Origin of the sequence: Pseudovibrio sp. FO-BEG1 (assembly GCF_000236645.1) — a bacterium.
Classification (GTDB): Bacteria; Pseudomonadota; Alphaproteobacteria; order Rhizobiales; family Stappiaceae; genus Pseudovibrio.
The window spans coordinates 1,257,395-1,275,055 of record NC_016642.1 but is presented as its reverse complement, the minus strand read 5'-3'; the positions used below and the strand labels follow the sequence as shown (position 1 = coordinate 1,275,055).

At 53.4% G+C, this 17,661-nt stretch carries 13 protein-coding genes; 12 read left to right on the top strand and 1 reads right to left on the bottom strand.

What is annotated here, in order from left to right:
- Nucleotides 1-153: 153 nt before the first annotated feature.
- The 12 genes from PSE_RS05900 (at nucleotide 154) to PSE_RS05840 (ending at nucleotide 13,177) form a co-directional block, all read left to right on the top strand.
- On the top strand, nucleotides 154-1,053 hold the full coding sequence (locus PSE_RS05900; protein WP_014284018.1) for a bile acid:sodium symporter family protein: 900 nt from the start codon (nucleotides 154-156) through the stop codon (nucleotides 1,051-1,053).
- Nucleotides 1,054-1,070: 17 nt separating this feature from the next.
- Nucleotides 1,071-1,862 (top strand): ABC transporter ATP-binding protein, encoded by a 792-nt coding sequence (locus tag PSE_RS05895; protein ID WP_014284017.1) that lies wholly within the window; start codon nucleotides 1,071-1,073, stop codon nucleotides 1,860-1,862.
- Complete coding sequence (locus PSE_RS05890; RefSeq protein ID WP_014284016.1) at nucleotides 1,855-2,580, top strand: ABC transporter ATP-binding protein; 726 nt, start codon at nucleotides 1,855-1,857, stop codon at nucleotides 2,578-2,580. Before PSE_RS05895 ends, PSE_RS05890 begins: the two co-directional genes overlap by 8 nt.
- Nucleotides 2,577-3,605, top strand: coding sequence for a branched-chain amino acid ABC transporter permease (locus PSE_RS05885; RefSeq protein ID WP_014284015.1), 1,029 nt, complete (start codon nucleotides 2,577-2,579; stop codon nucleotides 3,603-3,605). Before PSE_RS05890 ends, PSE_RS05885 begins: the two co-directional genes overlap by 4 nt.
- Before the next feature lie 12 nt (nucleotides 3,606-3,617).
- Complete coding sequence (locus PSE_RS05880; RefSeq protein WP_014284014.1) at nucleotides 3,618-4,673, top strand: branched-chain amino acid ABC transporter permease; 1,056 nt, start codon at nucleotides 3,618-3,620, stop codon at nucleotides 4,671-4,673.
- A 335-nt stretch (nucleotides 4,674-5,008) separates the two neighbouring features.
- Nucleotides 5,009-5,221: a cold-shock protein gene (locus tag PSE_RS05875; protein ID WP_008552358.1), complete on the top strand. Its 213-nt coding sequence runs from the start codon at nucleotides 5,009-5,011 to the stop codon at nucleotides 5,219-5,221.
- A 401-nt stretch (nucleotides 5,222-5,622) separates the two neighbouring features.
- Nucleotides 5,623-6,174 (top strand): TetR/AcrR family transcriptional regulator, encoded by a 552-nt coding sequence (locus PSE_RS05870; protein WP_008552283.1) that lies wholly within the window; start codon nucleotides 5,623-5,625, stop codon nucleotides 6,172-6,174.
- A gap of 191 nt (nucleotides 6,175-6,365) precedes the next feature.
- Nucleotides 6,366-7,454 (top strand): TRAP transporter substrate-binding protein, encoded by a 1,089-nt coding sequence (locus tag PSE_RS05865; RefSeq protein ID WP_008552315.1) that lies wholly within the window; start codon nucleotides 6,366-6,368, stop codon nucleotides 7,452-7,454.
- Between the two features lie 362 nt (nucleotides 7,455-7,816).
- A complete protein-coding gene (locus PSE_RS05860; RefSeq protein ID WP_014284012.1) occupies nucleotides 7,817-9,862 on the top strand; it encodes a methyl-accepting chemotaxis protein in 2,046 nt (681 codons plus the stop codon).
- Between the two features lie 101 nt (nucleotides 9,863-9,963).
- Nucleotides 9,964-11,142 carry an NAD(P)/FAD-dependent oxidoreductase gene (locus PSE_RS05855; RefSeq protein WP_014284011.1) on the top strand — a complete coding sequence of 393 codons (1,179 nt, stop codon included), beginning with the start codon at nucleotides 9,964-9,966 and terminating at the stop codon, nucleotides 11,140-11,142.
- A gap of 389 nt (nucleotides 11,143-11,531) precedes the next feature.
- Nucleotides 11,532-11,804 (top strand): hypothetical protein, encoded by a 273-nt coding sequence (locus PSE_RS05850; RefSeq protein WP_014284010.1) that lies wholly within the window; start codon nucleotides 11,532-11,534, stop codon nucleotides 11,802-11,804.
- A gap of 21 nt (nucleotides 11,805-11,825) precedes the next feature.
- Nucleotides 11,826-13,177 (top strand): IS3 family transposase gene (locus tag PSE_RS05840; RefSeq protein ID WP_086003608.1). Its coding sequence is split into 2 segments (ribosomal slippage): nucleotides 11,826-12,161 and nucleotides 12,164-13,177, totalling 1,350 coding nucleotides; the frame shifts between segments, so codons are not numbered across the junction.
- A 139-nt stretch (nucleotides 13,178-13,316) separates the two neighbouring features.
- On the opposite strand, the gene PSE_RS05835 is transcribed toward PSE_RS05840, so the two are convergent.
- Nucleotides 13,317-17,513, bottom strand: coding sequence for an autotransporter domain-containing protein (locus PSE_RS05835; protein WP_158309182.1), 4,197 nt, complete (start codon nucleotides 17,511-17,513; stop codon nucleotides 13,317-13,319).
- Nucleotides 17,514-17,661 lie beyond the last annotated feature (148 nt).

Genomic DNA, 17,661 nt, shown 5'->3' with positions numbered 1-17,661 from the left:
GAGGGAGCGGGCTTCTCGCTTCCTCTGCTCAATCTCAAAAAACACAATGCTCTGGCCTGCGGTGCTTTTCTGCTTTGGTGCTGACCTCATCCTCAGCCGCAGATGATTGGCACAGCGGGACTTACAGAGCAACGAAGAGCGAAGTACTGGCCCATGGACATTCTCTTAAAGCTGTTTTTGCCGCTTTCGCTGGCGTTTATCATGTTCTCCCTCGGGATCACCCTGACACTGCAGGACTTCAAACGCGTGGTGCAGATGCCCCGTGCGTTCAGCGTTGGCATGCTGGGGCAATTGCTGTTGTTGCCTGCTATCGCATTCCTCATTTTGCAAGTTGTTGAGCTGGAGCCAGCTATGGCGTTTGGCGTGATGCTGCTTTCCTTTGCACCGGGTGGAGTGACGTCCAATATGCTGACGCGATTCAGTGGCGGGTCGGTTGCATTGGCTGTGTCGCTGACGGCTGTTACCAGTGTGCTGTGTGTGCTGACGGTTCCGATCTTTTCGGCAGCAGCTGCGGATTACTTTCTGGGTGCAGCGATGCCCAAAATTGATGTGACTGCCATCGGTATCTCCATGGCTTTGATCACTGCTGTTCCCGTTGCTTTGGGTGTAGCCGTCAATCATCTGGCGCCCTCGTTTACCTCTGCGATCTCCAAGGTGGTTTCCCTGGTGGCTTCCGTGTTGTTCGTGGTGATTGTGCTGGGTGCCATTGCCACCAATTGGTCGGTGCTGACCGCCAACATTCTGGAGTTGGGGCCGGTGCTCATCTTCCTAAATGTGGTGATGCTGCTGATTGGTTATGGCGGGGCGAAGATGATGAAGCTTTCGCATCCAGACAGTGTTGCCATTGCCATGGAAGTGGGCGTTCAAAACGCCACGCTAGGGATCACCGTTGGGGCTCTGATTGCCATGAGCGGTGAAGCCTTGCCACCTTACAGTCTGGCTTCCGGCATTTACGGCATCACCATGTATGGCTGCGCTTTCCTCTTCATCTTATGGGCACGGCGGAAGGCGAAGGCACACCCGGAGCTTCGTGCTCAAAATGAACTCTCCTAGAAAGCAGGCCGCTGGTGATGCAAGCAGATGAGAAACCAGTTCTGAGTACGCATGATCTGACCATTCGCTTTGGTGGTCATGTGGCCGTTGATGCGGTGTCCTGTGATTTTCATCGCGGGACGCTGACGGCAATTGTCGGGCCTAATGGCGCGGGGAAGACGACCTACTTCAACCTGATCTCCGGCCAGCTGACCGCCAGTTCCGGCCATGTCTGGTTCAATGGTGAGGACATCACCCGCATGTCCGTGGCGGATCGTACTTTGCGGGGGATCGGGCGGGCGTTTCAGCTGACCAATCTGTTCCCCGGCCTGAGCGTTCGTGAAAATGCACGGTTGGCCGTGCAGGCTCATCAACGCATGGGGATGGACTTGTTTTCCATGGCAGACAGTCATGTGGAGCTGATCCAGCGGGCAGAACACATTCTGGCGGAGGTGCATCTGCTGGATAAGGCCGAACAGATCACCTCAGAACTCTCTCATGGAGATCAGCGCAAGTTGGAAGTGGCGCTGATGATTGCCATTGGTCCGCAGGTGCTGATGTTTGATGAACCAACGGCAGGCATGAGTGTTGATGAAGTGCCCATTGTGCTCGATCTGATCCGCGAACTTAAGCAGGACAAGGACCGAACGATCTTGCTGGTGGAGCACAAGATGGATGTGATCCGCTCTTTGGCAGATCGGATTATCGTGCTGCACAACGGAGAGCTGGTGGCGGATGGAAACCCGGCGGAGGTGATCGCCTCCCCTGTCGTGCAGCAGGCCTATCTGGGTGTTGCGCCCGAGGAGAAAGAAGAGGGTGCGCATGTCTGATGCTCTTCTCACGCTGAAAGGCGTTCACACGCATATCGGGCCTTACCACATCTTGCAGGGTGTTGATCTGGAGGTTCCACGCGGCGGCGTGACAGTTCTGCTTGGGCGCAATGGTGCGGGGAAGACGACCACACTGCGCACCATCATGGGACTATGGCAGGCTTCGCAAGGGGCTATCCTGTTCGACAATGCTGAGATCCAGAAAGAAACCACACCTGCCATTGCCCAACGCGAGATCGCTTTTGTGCCCGAGGATATGGGCATTTTCACCGATCTGACGGTGCATGAAAACATGCTTCTGGCTGCTCGTGGTGGCACCATTGATGAGGAACGGCTGAGTTGGATTTTTGGTCTGTTCCCTCCCCTCAAGACATTCTGGCAGAGTGCGGCAGGCAATCTTTCTGGCGGACAAAAGCAAATGCTGGCTGTTGCAAGAGCCATCATCGAGCCACGTAAGCTGCTGCTGATTGATGAGCCAACCAAGGGGCTGGCACCTGCGATCATCAACGCCATGATTGCCGCGCTGAAAGAGCTGAAGGAAATGCAGACAACGATTCTGCTGGTGGAGCAGAACTTTTCCATGGCGCGGGCGGTGGGAGACACCGTAGCGGTGATGGATGACGGGCGGATTGTGTACTCCGGCGAGATGGCGGAGCTGGCCGACGATGCTGAGTTGCAGGAGAAGTTGATGGGACTTTCACTGGAGGCGCACCAATGAGCGACAGCCTGATTAAACCACGCATTGAACGCCCTCCCCTTTCTGAAGTTATTGAAGCCAAAGCACCGTTGTTTCTGGTGCCTGTTCTTATGCTAATTGGATTGCTGGCGATTGGGTCAGGTTCCACCTGGTTGACGCTGACCGCAGCAGGGCTGGCGATGGGGATGATGATCTTCATCATGGCCTCAGGCCTCACGGTGATCTTTGGCCTGATGGATGTGATCAACTTTGGGCACGGGGCCTTCATCTCGCTGGGCGCTTTTGCCGGTTTCACCATTTTGGGTTTGCTGGGTGGTTGGATCGAGAGCCCCAGTATTGCGCTCAATCTGGGAGCTGTTTTGCTGGCGGTGGCTTTTGCCATGTTGGTGACAGGGTTGGCGGGCTATGGCTTTGAGCGGCTGATTGTGAAGCCGGTTTATGGGCAGCATCTGAAACAGATCCTCGTGACCATGGGCGGGTTGGTTGTCACCCAGCAGCTGATCTATGTGATCTGGGGGCCGGATGAGATCGTGCTGGCGCGGCCTACAGCCTTTCAGGGCTCCTTTGTTGTTCTAGGTGCAGCCATTGAGAAGTATCGCGTGCTGGCCATTACAATCGGGCTCGCGCTGTTTGTTGCCATGCGGTTGGTGTTGAGCCGGACGCGTATTGGGTTGTTGGTGCGGGCTGGTGTTCAAAATGGCGAGATGGTGGAGGCGCTGGGGTATCCGATCCAGAAGCTGTTTCTCGCTGTTTTCATGGTTGGCTGTGCGCTGGCCGGACTCGGCGGGGTGATGTGGGGGCTTTATCAGGAAACCATTACGGCTCACATGGGCGCTGAAGTGATGATCTCCGTGTTCATCGTGGTGATCATTGGTGGACTTGGTTCCATTGAAGGCTGCTTTATCGGGGCTATGCTGGTGGGGCTGCTGACCAACTACACGGGTTTCCTGATCCCCAAGCTGGCGCTGGTTTCGACCATTTTGCTGATGGGGGCTGTTTTGATGTGGCGGCCTCAGGGTCTCTACCCTGTCGTCAAAGCGCATTGAGGAGTTCAGACGATGATGATGAAACTCCTTTCCGGTGATAGCCCTCGCAGTAAGATGCTCAGTGCCGTGCTGCTGCTCATCTTGTTCGGGTTGATGTTTGCGCCCTTCCTGTTTCCGGGTACGCGGTCGTTGGATACAGCAGCGCGGATCTGCATCTTCATTGTGCTCGTGGCCAGCTATGACTTGCTGCTGGGGTACACGGGGGTGGTGTCCTTTGCGCATACCATGTTCTTTGGCATTGGTGCTTATGGCACCGCGCTGGCACTGGTGAACATGGGAGCCTCCTACAGCGCGATTGTGCTGGGCACGGTGTGCGGCGCATTGGTCGCCGGGGTGTTTGCCTTTGTGATTGCGCTGTTTTCTCTGCGCGTGAAGGCGATCTTCTTTGCAATGATGACGCTGGCGGTGGCAAGCGCATTTCTGGTGCTGATCTCACAGCTTTCCGGCATTACCGGCGGTGAGGATGGGCTGAGCTATCGCATTCCCCGCGAGATGACACCTGCGTTCAAGCTGGTGAAAGAGAAGGTTCTGGGTGTTCGGCTCAATGGCAAGCTGATCACGTACTATGTGGTCTTCTTCAGCAGCCTGTGCCTGTTCCTTGTTTTGCTGCGTATGGTGAACTCGCCGTTTGGCCGTGTTCTGCAGGCGATCCGCGAGAATGCGTTTCGGGCAGAGGCAATCGGATACAAAGTGGTGCGATATCGCAGCGTAGCGACGATCCTGTCTGCGGTGATGGCAGCGCTTGCGGGCTCCCTAATGGCCATCTGGTTGCGCTATACAGGGCCGGCAACCACCCTTTCTATGGATATAATGGTGGACATTCTGTTGATGGTTGTGATTGGCGGAATGGGCAGCATGTATGGCGCCGTGATCGGGGCTGTTCTGTTCCTGCTTACACAGTCTTACCTGCAGAATCTCCTTGGTATCCTTCAGGAATCATTGGGTAGTTTGCCCGTTGTGTCTGACGTGGTCTCACCAGAACGGTGGCTGCTGTGGCTGGGAATCCTGTTCATCTGCAGCATCTATTGGTTCCCCAAGGGCGTGGTGGGGCGGTTGCGAGGTACATAATTCTCCGAGATTTCGCTTTTTTGGCGTTTACACCTTGTGGATTTCATCGGGAGTACCTAGGTTGGCATGGACGAGCGAGCTAAGAGATTTGCTTATCCCGTAGTATTAGAGGGGCGACATATGACCCGTCCCCCTATATGAGAATTAAGACTGGCTTTTTTGAACGAGAACAGAGCTCAGGCTTGGTTACTACGGGCTGTTTTTGGAGACACACTTGGCAGTGTTACGATTGACCGATCGCGACAATGTCCTTTTCTGCCTTTGAATACATTGCTCGTCACAAATAACTCGCCCTCATCAGGTGAGTTGGATTTTTTGGCTTAAAGGACGTTTCGATGAGACAAGACGGTACCCTCAAATTCTTCAACCACGACAAAGGCTATGGCTTCATCACTCCAGGTGACGGATCCAAGGACATCTTTGTTCACATCACAGCTTTCGAACGCTCCGGCATCGCAGTTCCAGCTGAAGGTGCAGCGATCACTTTCGTTGCTGAAGAAGATCGTCGTGGCCGCGGTTTGCAGGCTTCCCAGATTGAGCTTGCTTAATCTTTACGATTTGTGGGATTGCAGGGTTTGCTTCAGCGCAAGCTGAACGCACATTGTAACCACCTCAGGATTGGCCTGATGAGCGCGGCTTATGCCGGACGCCGTCAGGCCTTTTCTTTTTTACACGCAGATTTCAGCGATTTTTCCGCGCAGGCACTTGCCTAAAGCTCCTGTCTTCCTATTTACGGAAACAGGCCGCATCACACTGCCTTCGATAGTGGGTATTTTGTGCAAAGCCGCTCACATCTTTGTTTTCACACCCTAAATTTCGTGGTTGTCCGGGTGACTTGGTCTCGCAAAGTTGCCGCTGATGGCCTATACTGACAAAAGTCGCAGATCTGCGCTGACGTACAAAACATTATTCTCTGCGATTTCTCGCAGAATTGGGCAAGGGACTCATTGTGAAGGGCACGACGAAAGCCAGCAGAACACAAAATCGCATTCTTGATGCGGCCATCGACTATGTGCAAGCACAGGGCGGTGGGCAGTTTTCGTTGGATGCTATTGCCAAGCATGCGGGTGTTTCCAAAGGCGGTCTTCTTTACAACTTCCCAAGCAAACAGGCGCTCATCCGCGCCATGGTTCAGTATCACGTAGATAGCACGCGCGAAACGATCGCCTCAGAAGAGCATAAGCTGGCTGATGATCCGTATCGCCATAAGCTGATGCGTGCTTTCCTGAAAGGGCTTTGCAGCAAGTTCAAGGAAGACAACAAGGCTGCCTCCGGCATGCTGGCTGCAATTGCAGATGACCCAAGCCTGCTCGATCCTGTCCGCGTGTTTCATAAAGAGATGTATGCTCGTATTCAGGATGAGTCTGAAGACCCAGAGCTGGCGACACTCGTCTATCTGGCCGTTGAAGGCGTTCACAGCAATGGCATCTTTCAGGTTTTGGATGAGACCCAGCTGAACGTTGAAGAGCAGCTTGAACGGATGTTTGAGATACTCAAGTAAAGCTCTGCCAGACTTGAACTCTTCTCAGGCCTGAAAACCCAAATATATCGCCAGAGCCCCCTCCCCTCTGCTAGCATTGATACTTAAGTATTTTGTACGGAGAACCGGTTGCGTTCTTCGTAGTTGCTCAAGGCGTATCCTAATCCGAAACCGCTGTCATTTTCGGAGATACGCTCAATGGAGGGGTACAGATGAAACGTCGTGACTTTCTTAAAACAGCTGTGGCAACGGGCGCTGCCGGTGGGGCCTCAGTTCTTGCTGCGCCAGCGATTGCAAACGCGACGCTGAACCTGAAGCTTGTGGGTGCATTCCCAAAGGGCTTCCCAGGTGTAGGCACCTCTGCTGAACAGTTGGGCAAGCGCATTGAAGCGCTGTCTGACGGCAAAATCTCCATCAAGTATTATGGTGGTGGTGAGTTGGTTCCTCCGTTCGAGACTTTCTCTGCGGTTTCCTCCGGTACAGCTGATATTGGCCACAACGCGCCTTACTATCAGGTGGGCAAAATCCGCTCGACCATGTACTTCACCACCCTGCCGTTTGGTCTGGATGCGACCGAGCTTTCAGGCTGGTTGCGTCATGGCGGTGGTCAGGCATTGTGGGACGAGGCCTATGCACCGCACAACGTGAAGCCGTTTTACGCAGGCAGCTCTGGCGCTCAGGCAGGCGGCTGGTTCAAGAAGCCGATCAAGTCTCTGGATGATCTTGTAGGTCTGAAGATGCGTATCGCGGGCCTTGGTGGAGACATTTTGCGCAAAGTGGGCGCAACCACTGTTGTGACACCTCCGCCAGAGATCTATCCGGCACTGCAGTCCGGCGTTGTTGATGCCGCTGAGTTTGTTGGCCCATGGAATGACCTTGCACTCGGCCTTTACAAGATCGCACCTTACTATCATCTGCCTGCGTTCCATGAGCCAGGTCCGGGTCTGGAAATGATCGTCAATCAGAACACCTATGAAAACCTGAGCCCATGGCTGAAGGAAGTTCTGGCACAAGCTGCGACCGCGCAGGCAGAAGAAAGCACTGCTGAGTTCCGCTATAACAACACAATCGCTCTTTCCACACTGGTTGAACGCGGCGCTATTCTTTCTGCCTTCCCACCGGATGTGATTGAAGCCATTGGTGCTGCGGCCCGGGAAGTTATTGCAGCATACCCATCGGGCGATGCGATGAGCGAAAAGATCCACGGTTCCTACATGGAATACGTGAAAGCTTGCTCTTTGTATGGTGCACGGATGGAGGGGCAACTCTATCAGGACCGGGCTCAGGTCTGGTCTACTTAAAGCTGGCTCAAGTAAAACGAACAGACGGGGAGAGTTATCTCCCCGTTACCCTAGGTTGCTTAAACGACTCACCAAATGCACACCCGCATGCAGCTTTCCTCTTGTAGCCTCTGAAAACTCAAGTATATTTGGGAAATAGTAATTAATTGCAACTTGCATATATACTTATAGCGTAAGTAGTTTATCTACTAACACTACTTAGGTGAGAATAAGTAGGTAGTTAGTACAAATCTAAGCAGTAGAATAAAGACTCTATAAAGAATTACTGACTCAATTTGGGCGTGTATTCACAAATCAGTGAAACTGGGTGTCAGATTACCCCCTTTTAAATTGAAACTTGGGTTTCCCTAACAGGTGCTCTCATGCGTCGTATTCTTTTAAAATATCGCATCATCGCGATATTCATGCTGGCATTTGTGCCAATGCTCTATTTTGCAGGTGCACAAATCATCACCGCCTACAACAACAAGGTGGAGGCATCTAACATCGGACAGGTGGCAGAGTTTGTGCCTGTGTTGAGTGCGGTTGTCCATGAGTTGCAGAAAGAGCGCGGTCGCTCCGCCGGGTATCTCGGCGCGAAAGGCAAGGCATTTGCCGAAGGCCTTGCAGACCAGCACAAGCTGACCGACAGCAAAATCCGTATTTATAAAACTGCGCTGGAAAACATTCACCTCGCCTCCATTGATAAGGGCCTTGCTGCGCAGGTGGAAATGGTGAACAGCCGGTTGGCAAACATTGATCGCATCCGCAATAACGTCAAAAGCCTGAATACGACCGTTGGCGAGACCGTTGCTTATTACAGCGGCACAATCAATGAAGCCTTCACCTTCCTGCCAAGCACCATCGCTGTGAGCCGCGATGCAAGTCTGGTTCGCGAGCTGAGCATGTATGAAGAGATTCTGCTTGGTAAAGAGAACGCAGGTATTGAGCGCGCAATCGGCGCGAACGGCTTCAGCGCACAAGAGTTTAATGCAACGATCTACCACCGTTTCGTTCGCCTAGGCGCAAGTCAGGATACCCACTTCAAAACCGCTCGCGCGCTGATGACTGGCCCTCAGGAGAAGTTTCTTGATAAGATCTTCAGCCGTCCAATCATGAGTCAGGTGCAAGCCGCGCGTAAACTGGGCTATGCCTCCGCATTTGGCGGTGATATCTCCTCCGTTTCCGGTACCGAATGGTTTGATTTGGCAACCAAACGCATTGATGCACTGAAGGACTTTGAAGATTACGCTGCTGATGAACTGGTGATGCACGCACAGAAGTTGTCTGCAGACGCGCAATGGCAGTTCATGTTTGCCCTGACTATCGCTGGTTTGGTGACCGTGCTGGGTATTGGTGCTGCTTACACCATCATCCGCAGTGTTTCCGTTCCTGTTTCAGCACTGCTGACAGATGCACGCAATCTGGCTGATGGCGATACCTCCGTAACCTTCTCCGGCGCTGTCGGCGTTGATGAAGTCGGTCAGGTGGCAAACGCTGTGATGTCCTTCCGTGACACTGTTGCTGAACAGAAGCGCCTGCAGAGCCTTTCTGAGAAGGAACATGAGCAAGAGCGCAATCGTCAGATGCATGTTGATCAGCTGATCAGTGCGTTTAACGATCAAGTATCCAGTGTGCTCGACCGTGTTGATGACAACACCGGCAAGATGCAGCAGACAGCTGACTCCCTGACCCACATTGCAACCACCACATCTGACCGTGCAACAAGCGCTGCAGGTTCTTCTGAGCAGGCCTCTTACAACGTGCAGACCGTGGCTTCCGCTGCTGAGGAGCTTTCTGCATCCATCGAAGAGATTGGCCGTCAGATCTCCCAGACCAAGCAGACTGTTGATGATGCAACCACTGTTGCAACTGCCACCAACGATCACGTCACAGATCTGGATCAGGCCGCGCAGAAAATTGGCGAAGTGGTCAACCTTATTCGCGATATCGCTGAGCAAACCAACCTGCTGGCCCTGAACGCGACCATTGAAGCGGCACGTGCTGGCGAGATGGGCAAAGGCTTCGCTGTTGTGGCCTCTGAGGTGAAAGAACTGGCAACACAGACCTCCAAGGCAACTGAAGAGATTTCCTCTCAGATCTCCGGCATTCAGGGGTCTACCAAGGAAGCTGTAACCGCCATTGAGCAGATTGCAGGCACCATGCAGCAGGTGAATGAGTACACCAGCTCCATCGCCACCGCGATTGCTCAGCAAAACGCTGCCACTTCTTCCATCAGCCAGAACATCCAGCAGGCCGCACAAGGCACGCAGGATGTAGCGGACAGCATGAATGTGGTGACCAGCTCTGTTCAGGAAACCAACAGTTCAGCCAATGAAGTGCTGGAGGCGTCCACTTCAGTTTCCAAACAGGCAACGGAGCTGCGCCAAACCATCTCCACCTTCCTGAAGGATGTTGTGGCTGCCTGATGGGCCTTGCAGAGCTTAGAGTTGATGTAGGGAGGGCTTCGGTCCTCCCTATTTGTTTGATCCCGAGTTGACCTTGGCTGGAAAGCCCATATAAGGGCGCCATGCAAAACGTTGATGTTCTTATTATAGGCGCAGGCGCCGCTGGCCTGATGTGTGCCATCGAGGCTGGCAAGCGCGGTCGTTCCGTGCTGGTTGTTGATCATGCCAAGCGCCCAGCGGATAAAATCCGTATTTCTGGTGGTGGTCGCTGCAACTTCACTAATCTGCACGCCTCCCCTGCCAACTATCTTTCCGAGAATCCTCGTTTTGCGGTATCAGCGCTGAAGCGCTATACCCAGCACGACTTTATTGCGCTTGTCGATAAGCATGGCATTAGCTGGCATGAGAAGACATTAGGGCAGCTGTTCTGTGATGACAGTGCCCAGCAGATCATCGACATGCTGCTTGGCCTTTGTCAGCAGGCTGGCGTGCGCATTCAGCTGGAAACCAGCATCACCTCCTTGACCAAGCCAGATGGCCGCTTCACCATTGGAACTTCCAGAGACACAGTGCGTGCGCACTCTGTTGTGGTGGCGTGTGGTGGGCCTTCCATTCCCAAAATGGGTGCAACCGGCTTTGGTTACGAGATCGCCAAGCGGTTTGACCTGCCTATAGTGACGCCTCGTGCAGCACTTGTGCCATTCGTGTTTGATGATGCCATGCGCGAGCGCTCCAAGCATCTGGCCGGTGTTTCCGTTGATGCCGTTGTGTCTTTCAAAAAGACAAGCTTCCGCGAAGGCCTGCTCTTCACACACCGCGGTCTATCCGGTCCATCCATCCTGCAGATTTCCTCTTACTGGGAAGAAGGCAAAGACATTCGCGTCAATCTGCTGCCCGACACAGATGTGTTTGAAGCTCTGAAAGCAGCGAAGCAGAACCAGCCAAAACAAGACATCAAAACAGCACTTTCCGGCTTGCTGCCCAAGAAACTGGCGACCCACATTGCAGAAGAACACAAGCTGGGCGGACGTCTGGCGGACACCTCCGACAAGGTGCTGCGCAAAGCTGCTCTGGCGATCAACGAGTGGACCATCAAGCCTGTGGGCACAGAAGGCTATCGCACCGCTGAAGTCACTCTTGGCGGTGTCAGCACTAAGGCGCTCTCCTCCAAAACCATGGAAGCCTCATCCGTCCCCGGCCTCTTCTTCATCGGCGAAGTTGTCGACGTCACCGGCCACCTCGGCGGCTTCAACTTCCAATGGGCCTGGGCATCAGGACATGCAGCGGGGCAGTTTGCTTAGATGTGACGGCATAATAAAGTTTGTAATGATACAATAAAGTTTGTAATCACGCACATTGCGGAATAATAAAGTGTGTAATGTTACAGCATTTGCTTTGCTGCATGTGCGAAAAGCCTTCCATACAATACATCTGATCTGATCACCTAGGGCCAATACCGGCCATTCGGATGTTTCCATCGTGGGTTGAAGTAGCACTCTTGAAAGATGTTATGGATGCATTCGAAGGGGGCTTCACTTAGTTCTCTCGACACCAAGCGGACATAAGGCTCTTTAAAGAACCCTGTTCTGCAACATCCCCCTAACAGGCGTTAACTCCATCAGTGCAGAAGTAACATTCAGCGGTTCCAGACTCGGAAAAGTCACGTTTCTTTGAGCTTCAATCTAAGGTAATGTCAAAAGATATTCTGAGGTCACTGATTGAGATATTTGCCGTGCGTTTTTTTGAGTTGGAAGCCAAAGACATTACAGATCTGAATGACAGCGACCTTCGAGAACTCGTAGGACGCTTGTGCGAAGCTGAAATTATCTCTCAAAATTTGGCCACATCAAAAATCAACTGGGGCGGCGCTCAAGAAGCTGCTGATGACGGGCTGGATGTGTTCCCCGTCGAAGTCATATGGACAGATCGATCGATTCGAGTAAGGGAGTGTTTTGGCCCATGATCACTAGACTAGGAGTGAACAATGGGGCAAAACACAAGGACCGCCAGCGCTGCAGCTGAGAAGGCGGTTAAAGACATCCGGCGCAAGACCCGAAAGCGCTATTCCACTGAAGACAAGATACGTATCGTTCTGGCTGGACTGCGTGGTGAGGACAGTATTGCCGAGTTGTGCCGACAAGAGGGCATCTCACAGGGGCTTTACTACAGCTGGTCGAAGGAGTTTCTGGAAGCCGGTAAGAAGCGACTTGCTGGTGATACGGCCCGTCAGGCCAGCACCGGTGAGGTCAAGGTGCTGCGCAAAGAAGCACGCGATCTCAAGGAGGTGGTCGCCGAACAAGCTCTGGAGCTGCGGCTTCTTAAAAAAAGCATGCTCGAGGATGGGGGAGACGACGAATGAGATATCCCGCCCACGAGAAGTTGGAGATTATTCGGCTGGTTGAAGGATCACATCAGCCAATCAAGCGCACGTTAGAGCTGCTGGGTATTCCACGCTCAACGTTCTATGTTTGGTATAACTGCTATCTGGAAGGCGGCGTTGAAGCGTTGGAGGACAGAGTTTCACGTCCCGCCAAGGTCTGGAACCGTATTCCCGATGAGATCAGATCACAGATTATCGAGATGGCGCTAGACGAGCCAGATTTGTCACCACGAGAGCTCGCGGTCCGCTTCACAGACACAAAAGGCTATTTTGTATCTGAAGCTTCTGTCTACCGACTACTGAAAGCGCAAGACCTGATTACCAGCCCGGCTTATGTCGTCATCAAGGCCGCAGACGAGTTCAAGGATAAGACAACAAAGCCGAACCAGCAGTGGCAGACCGATTTTACCTATTTCAAGATTATTGGTTGGGGTTGGTTCTATCTCTCAACTGTTCTCGACGATTACTCCCGTTACATCATTGCCTGGAAGCTGTGTTCCACTATGAAAGCCAAGGATGTAACCGATACCCTTCAACTGGCACTCGATGTCTCTGGATGCGAGCAGCCCAAGATACTCCATCGTCCACGGCTACTGTCCGATAACGGGAGCTCCTACATCTCTACCGACCTGGCTGAATGGTTGGAGGAGAAGCGTATGAAGCATGTTCGGGGAGCGCCATACCATCCGCAAACGCAAGGTAAGATCGAGCGTTGGCATCAGACCATGAAGAACCGCATCTTACTCGAAAACTACTACATGTCGGAGGACTTGGAAGCACAGATCGGGAACTTCGTCGATTACTACAATAATCATCGCTATCACGAGAGCCTAGGTAACGTGACACCAGCAGATGTTTATTTCGAGAGGGATAAGGCGATCTTACAAAACCGACAGATGATTAAACGCAGAACTCTTCAAAATCGTCGCTTGCGCTACCACGCTCAAGCCGCTTAACATCAACACGCAAAAGGGCCAGACACTCCACTATTCGAAAGCCAATCTTGTCCAACTATCCTTGATGACGGACAGCCCGCCGCTGTCGATTGCGGACAGCGGCGTGATGATCTGTGCGGTGATGGAAGCTCAAAGATGATCAGAAACGCAGGGTAAGGTTTGCTCTGAGCCCCTGATCGGTGAGCCCAGAACCGAACCGACCATTGTAGGACAATCCAATGGCTGCATCCTCTCCCAGGTCAACTGCAGCGCCCACATCAAGCACCAGAGCATCTCTGGCAACCGGCGCACCCGCGACAGAGAAGTTACTTCCACCATTAAAGGCATGGCTGGCAAACGGCTCCTTGCCGCCGAACGCATGCTGCCAAGCGACTTGAGCTGAAAGCTTCGCGCTGAACTCACCAAGATCAGCCAGAGTTCCTACTCGCAGCCCGATAGTGGTAAAGGTGCTATCTATGGTTCCGTGACCAGCCGTCAGAGCCGCTGAACCGCCGGTTTCAGAGTACCCGTCGCTGGATAAGCTGACGTAAGACACATTGGCAAAAGGCTCCAGACTGCTTGTGTTGTGATCAAAACGATATCCCACCTCACCAAAGAACTGGGCAGTTCGCGCATCATAGGAAGCAGTCAGGTTTTCAGAGAGGCCATTAAAAGCAACCGAGCGTGCTGTGTCGATATCATGCCATGCATAGCTGCCACCAACACGGAGCCCCAGAGCATCAAACTGAGCTCCACCATAGGCACCCAAATACACTGTATCTACTGTTACAGAGGACCTTCTGCCATTCACCTCTAACCTGCTATTATCGTAGCCGCCAAAAGCTCCAAGACGGGTATTATCACCGATCAGGACATCGCCTCCCACAAACAACCCGCCGACCGAGCGATCAAGCCCTGCAGTGTTGTGGTTTCCACTCCAGCTCCCCCAGCCGCCAAAGCCTTGCCCCCAGAAGGAAGCACTCTCGCTGATACGTTTTTCAGCCTGCGCCTGTCCGTCGGCGGCCACAGCTCCGGTTGCAATGCGCATACGGTTCAGCACTGCTTCGCGTGCAAAGCGGCTGTCCTCAAGCAGCGCTGTCCTGATCGAAGCGTGTACTTCGCCAGAGAGCTGATCAAGTGCCTGCGGAGCTTCTTCGTCTGCAAGGTTGAGCACCGCGTTGTATAAAGTCCCGCTGTCAAGCGAAAACACACCGCCGCCCGCTGCGCATTGATTGGTGCTCATTCCTGAAACGCAGAACGTGGGCACGGCAAGTTCTGAAGTCAGAAAAACACTATTAGGATCATAGGACAGGGCAAAATTGAAGAATGCAAAATCATCGGTTGGTGTAGGGGAATCGAATGTTCCATTAATGCCGCCGCCTGCGGTGATGATGGTGTAAGTCGTGCCGGCGGTATAGGTCGATCCATTATCAGTTCCGTTCTCCGGCATGACATGCACCGTTCCACCATTGATCGTAACGGTGTTACTGGCAGCTAGAAGATCACTATTGACACCTGCTGCAGCGCCCCCGTTGTTCAGCTCAACCTCATAAACCGAACCGGCATTGAAAACAGTTGATGTCGTGTTCATCGTACCAATGGAGTTACCAGGTGCAATCACAGCACCGGAGTTGACTGTAACTGCTCCAAGAGTGCCCGACCCTCCAAGACTGCCGCCATCAGTTGTAACATCTCCAATGGAACCATCAACAACCAGTGCTCCACCAGACACTGTGGTGTTACCGGAATAAGTGTTGTTGCCGGTTAGGATGAGTGTTCCGAGACCAGTCTTTTTGAGAGAACCGGTTCCGGTCAAGTTGGAGGCGACGACAGTCGAGTATCCCGCACCTGCATCAGTGCCATCTCCGACCCGGATCGCAGTTGCTCCTGTTAGTGCAATATCTCCGCCAGAAACACTGTATCCGTCCGCTGCAAACTGCATGCCTTTGGAGACAGATACCCCGGCACTATCCACTGTGACCTTGCCCGGTGTTCCCTGGAAAATCAGCGTGCTGTCCGGTTGATAAGGTGCACTTGCTGAGCCGGTAGCATCGGTCCAGTTGGTTCCCGTACTGCTCCAGGTGCCAGAACCGCCATGAACGGTTCCATCAGCACTTGTCAACGCTCCGTTCCAGAAGCTCAGCTGGTCCGGGTTCACCAGAAGGTTGACCTGGCCGGTTGTTGCAGTCTGCACGTTGTAAAGGAAACCTGTGGGCGCGGTGCCCACCACCAGACCGTTATCGGTCAAACTGCCACCATAAGTGATCAGGTTATACACCCCGGCGTCAAAGCCACCTGCATCAGTGACATTGAGCGATCCATCCAGTGTCAGATCACCGCCAACGGCGATGAGGTTACTGTCCACGCCCGCTGTGCCGGAAGGAGAGCCGAGTTCGAAATCCAGAACGGATGTGGAGGTCAGATTAAGGTCACCGCCAATTGTCAACGTACCCGGACTGTTACCTGCTGCAATGGTTCCGCTTGCAACGGACACTGATCCGCCAATCGTGCCTGACCCGCCAAGGCTACCGCCGTTGACTGTAACATCACCAATGGTGCCATTAACAACCAGCTTGCCACCGGAAACAATGGTGTCACCGGTGTAAGTGTTGGTGCCTGTCAGGATAGTGGTACCGGCAAGCTGATTGACAGTACCGTTCCTGCTAATGTCTGCTGAGAATGTGTAGTCGGTATCCGTATGGTTAAAGTTGATCACCCCGGTACCATCACCAAATCTAACTTCCTCTGTATCAAGGGTGCCTGCCTTCACAGCTGTCTCACCTGCCGCGGCGCCGATATTGAGTGTGCCTTGGGAAATAGCATCGTCGGCCAGGAGGAAAACGTCATCCGCATCCACGATCGCACCATCCGCGATCGTAAGCGTCCCGGGCGCACGATATCCGACGAAAATACGATCACGGCTCTCCCAAATGGAGCCTTCGCCCGTCACTGTAACAATACCCGAACTGGTCCCACTGAAGCTGGTACTGTCAAAGCCAATGACGGTGATATCAGAAGTGACCTTGCCGCCATTCTCTATTTTTAGGGAGCCGGCACCATACTGGCCGACGAAGAGATTTCCGGCCTCCCAGATGGATCCGTCATCCGTCACAGTCACAGTACCTGTGGCATCAGCTCCACCTATGGCGCTGGCCCGACCACTGGTAACCCTGCCGCCATCGGAAATGGTCAGCGTTCCGGTCCCAAACGAGCCAATTATAGAGTTAGTAGCAACATCTAACGAAGCTCCTGAACCCGTCACTGTCACGCTGCCCGACACACGGCCAATAAACATATTTTCGCTATTAACCTCACTACCCTCTGCAATGGTTAATGCGCCGGTGCCAGCATAGCCAACCCTCAGCTCTTGAGTGTCGGTCAAAACACTCCCGCCGCGTAACTCCAGCGTACCGCCGGAAACTATCGTGTCGCCGGTGTAGGTGTTGGTTCCGGTCAGGATCGTGGTGCCGGAAAGCTGACTGACACTGCCAGTCCCGCTGATATCTGCGGAGAAGGTGTAGTCACTATCCGTGTGGTTGAAGTTGATAGTACCTGTTCCTGGACCAAAGATTACCTTTGCTGTGTTGAGCTCTCCCGCCCCCACCGCAGCATCCCCAGCTGCAGCACCGATGTTCAAAACGCCAGAACCTGGTGAGGCAGAGCCCAGCCGGGTCACACCGGACACGCTGACTATTGCATCCTCTGAAATCGTCAGAGTACCATCGCCGCTGCTACCGACATCTAGAGTGCCCGAATTCTCCCAGGTTGCCCCGGTACCGGTCACCTCAACAATTCCGGTTGAGCCTTTGTGACGGCCGATATAGCCGGTCGTGTTGCTCACCGAACCACCTTCAGATACCCTCAGAGTGCCATCGCCACTGCTACCGACAATCAGATTGCCCGAATTGCTCCAGGTTGACCCAGTGCCAGTCACCTCAGCAGTGCCGGTTGCGCCGCTGAAACCGGCAATAATTCCCACCATGTCACTCACCATACCACCATCGGATATCGTCAGAGAGCCATCGCCTGCATAGCCGAGTGATAGCGTCTCTGAACTGACCAAGGTTGATCCGGTACCGGTCACTTCAACACTGCCGACTAAGCCGTTGAAATGACCGATATAGGTATGGGTATTACTCATCTCGCCACCACTGGATATCGTCAGAGCGCCATCGCCTGCATAGCCGACCGATAGAAGTTTCGCTTGAGCAGTTCCGTTGGTGGTTTTGTCTGTAACGGTGACCGGATTGGGTGTCGTAGTGTTGATCTGAACATCTTGCGAGCTATTCGGGGCAGTATTGCGATCCCAGTTACTGCCTGTAAACCAATCGGTCGATGTGCTCCCGTCCCAAGTCATTATGAGGGCGTCGGCGGTTTCTCCAGACAATATCACAAGCCCTGAGGCAATTAAGGCCGCCGCAAGATGGGGCGCTCGACTTGCGATAACACCAGCCAATTTGGTTATACGCCCACCGCGCCGCAGATGGTTCAGAAAGTGCTCAAAA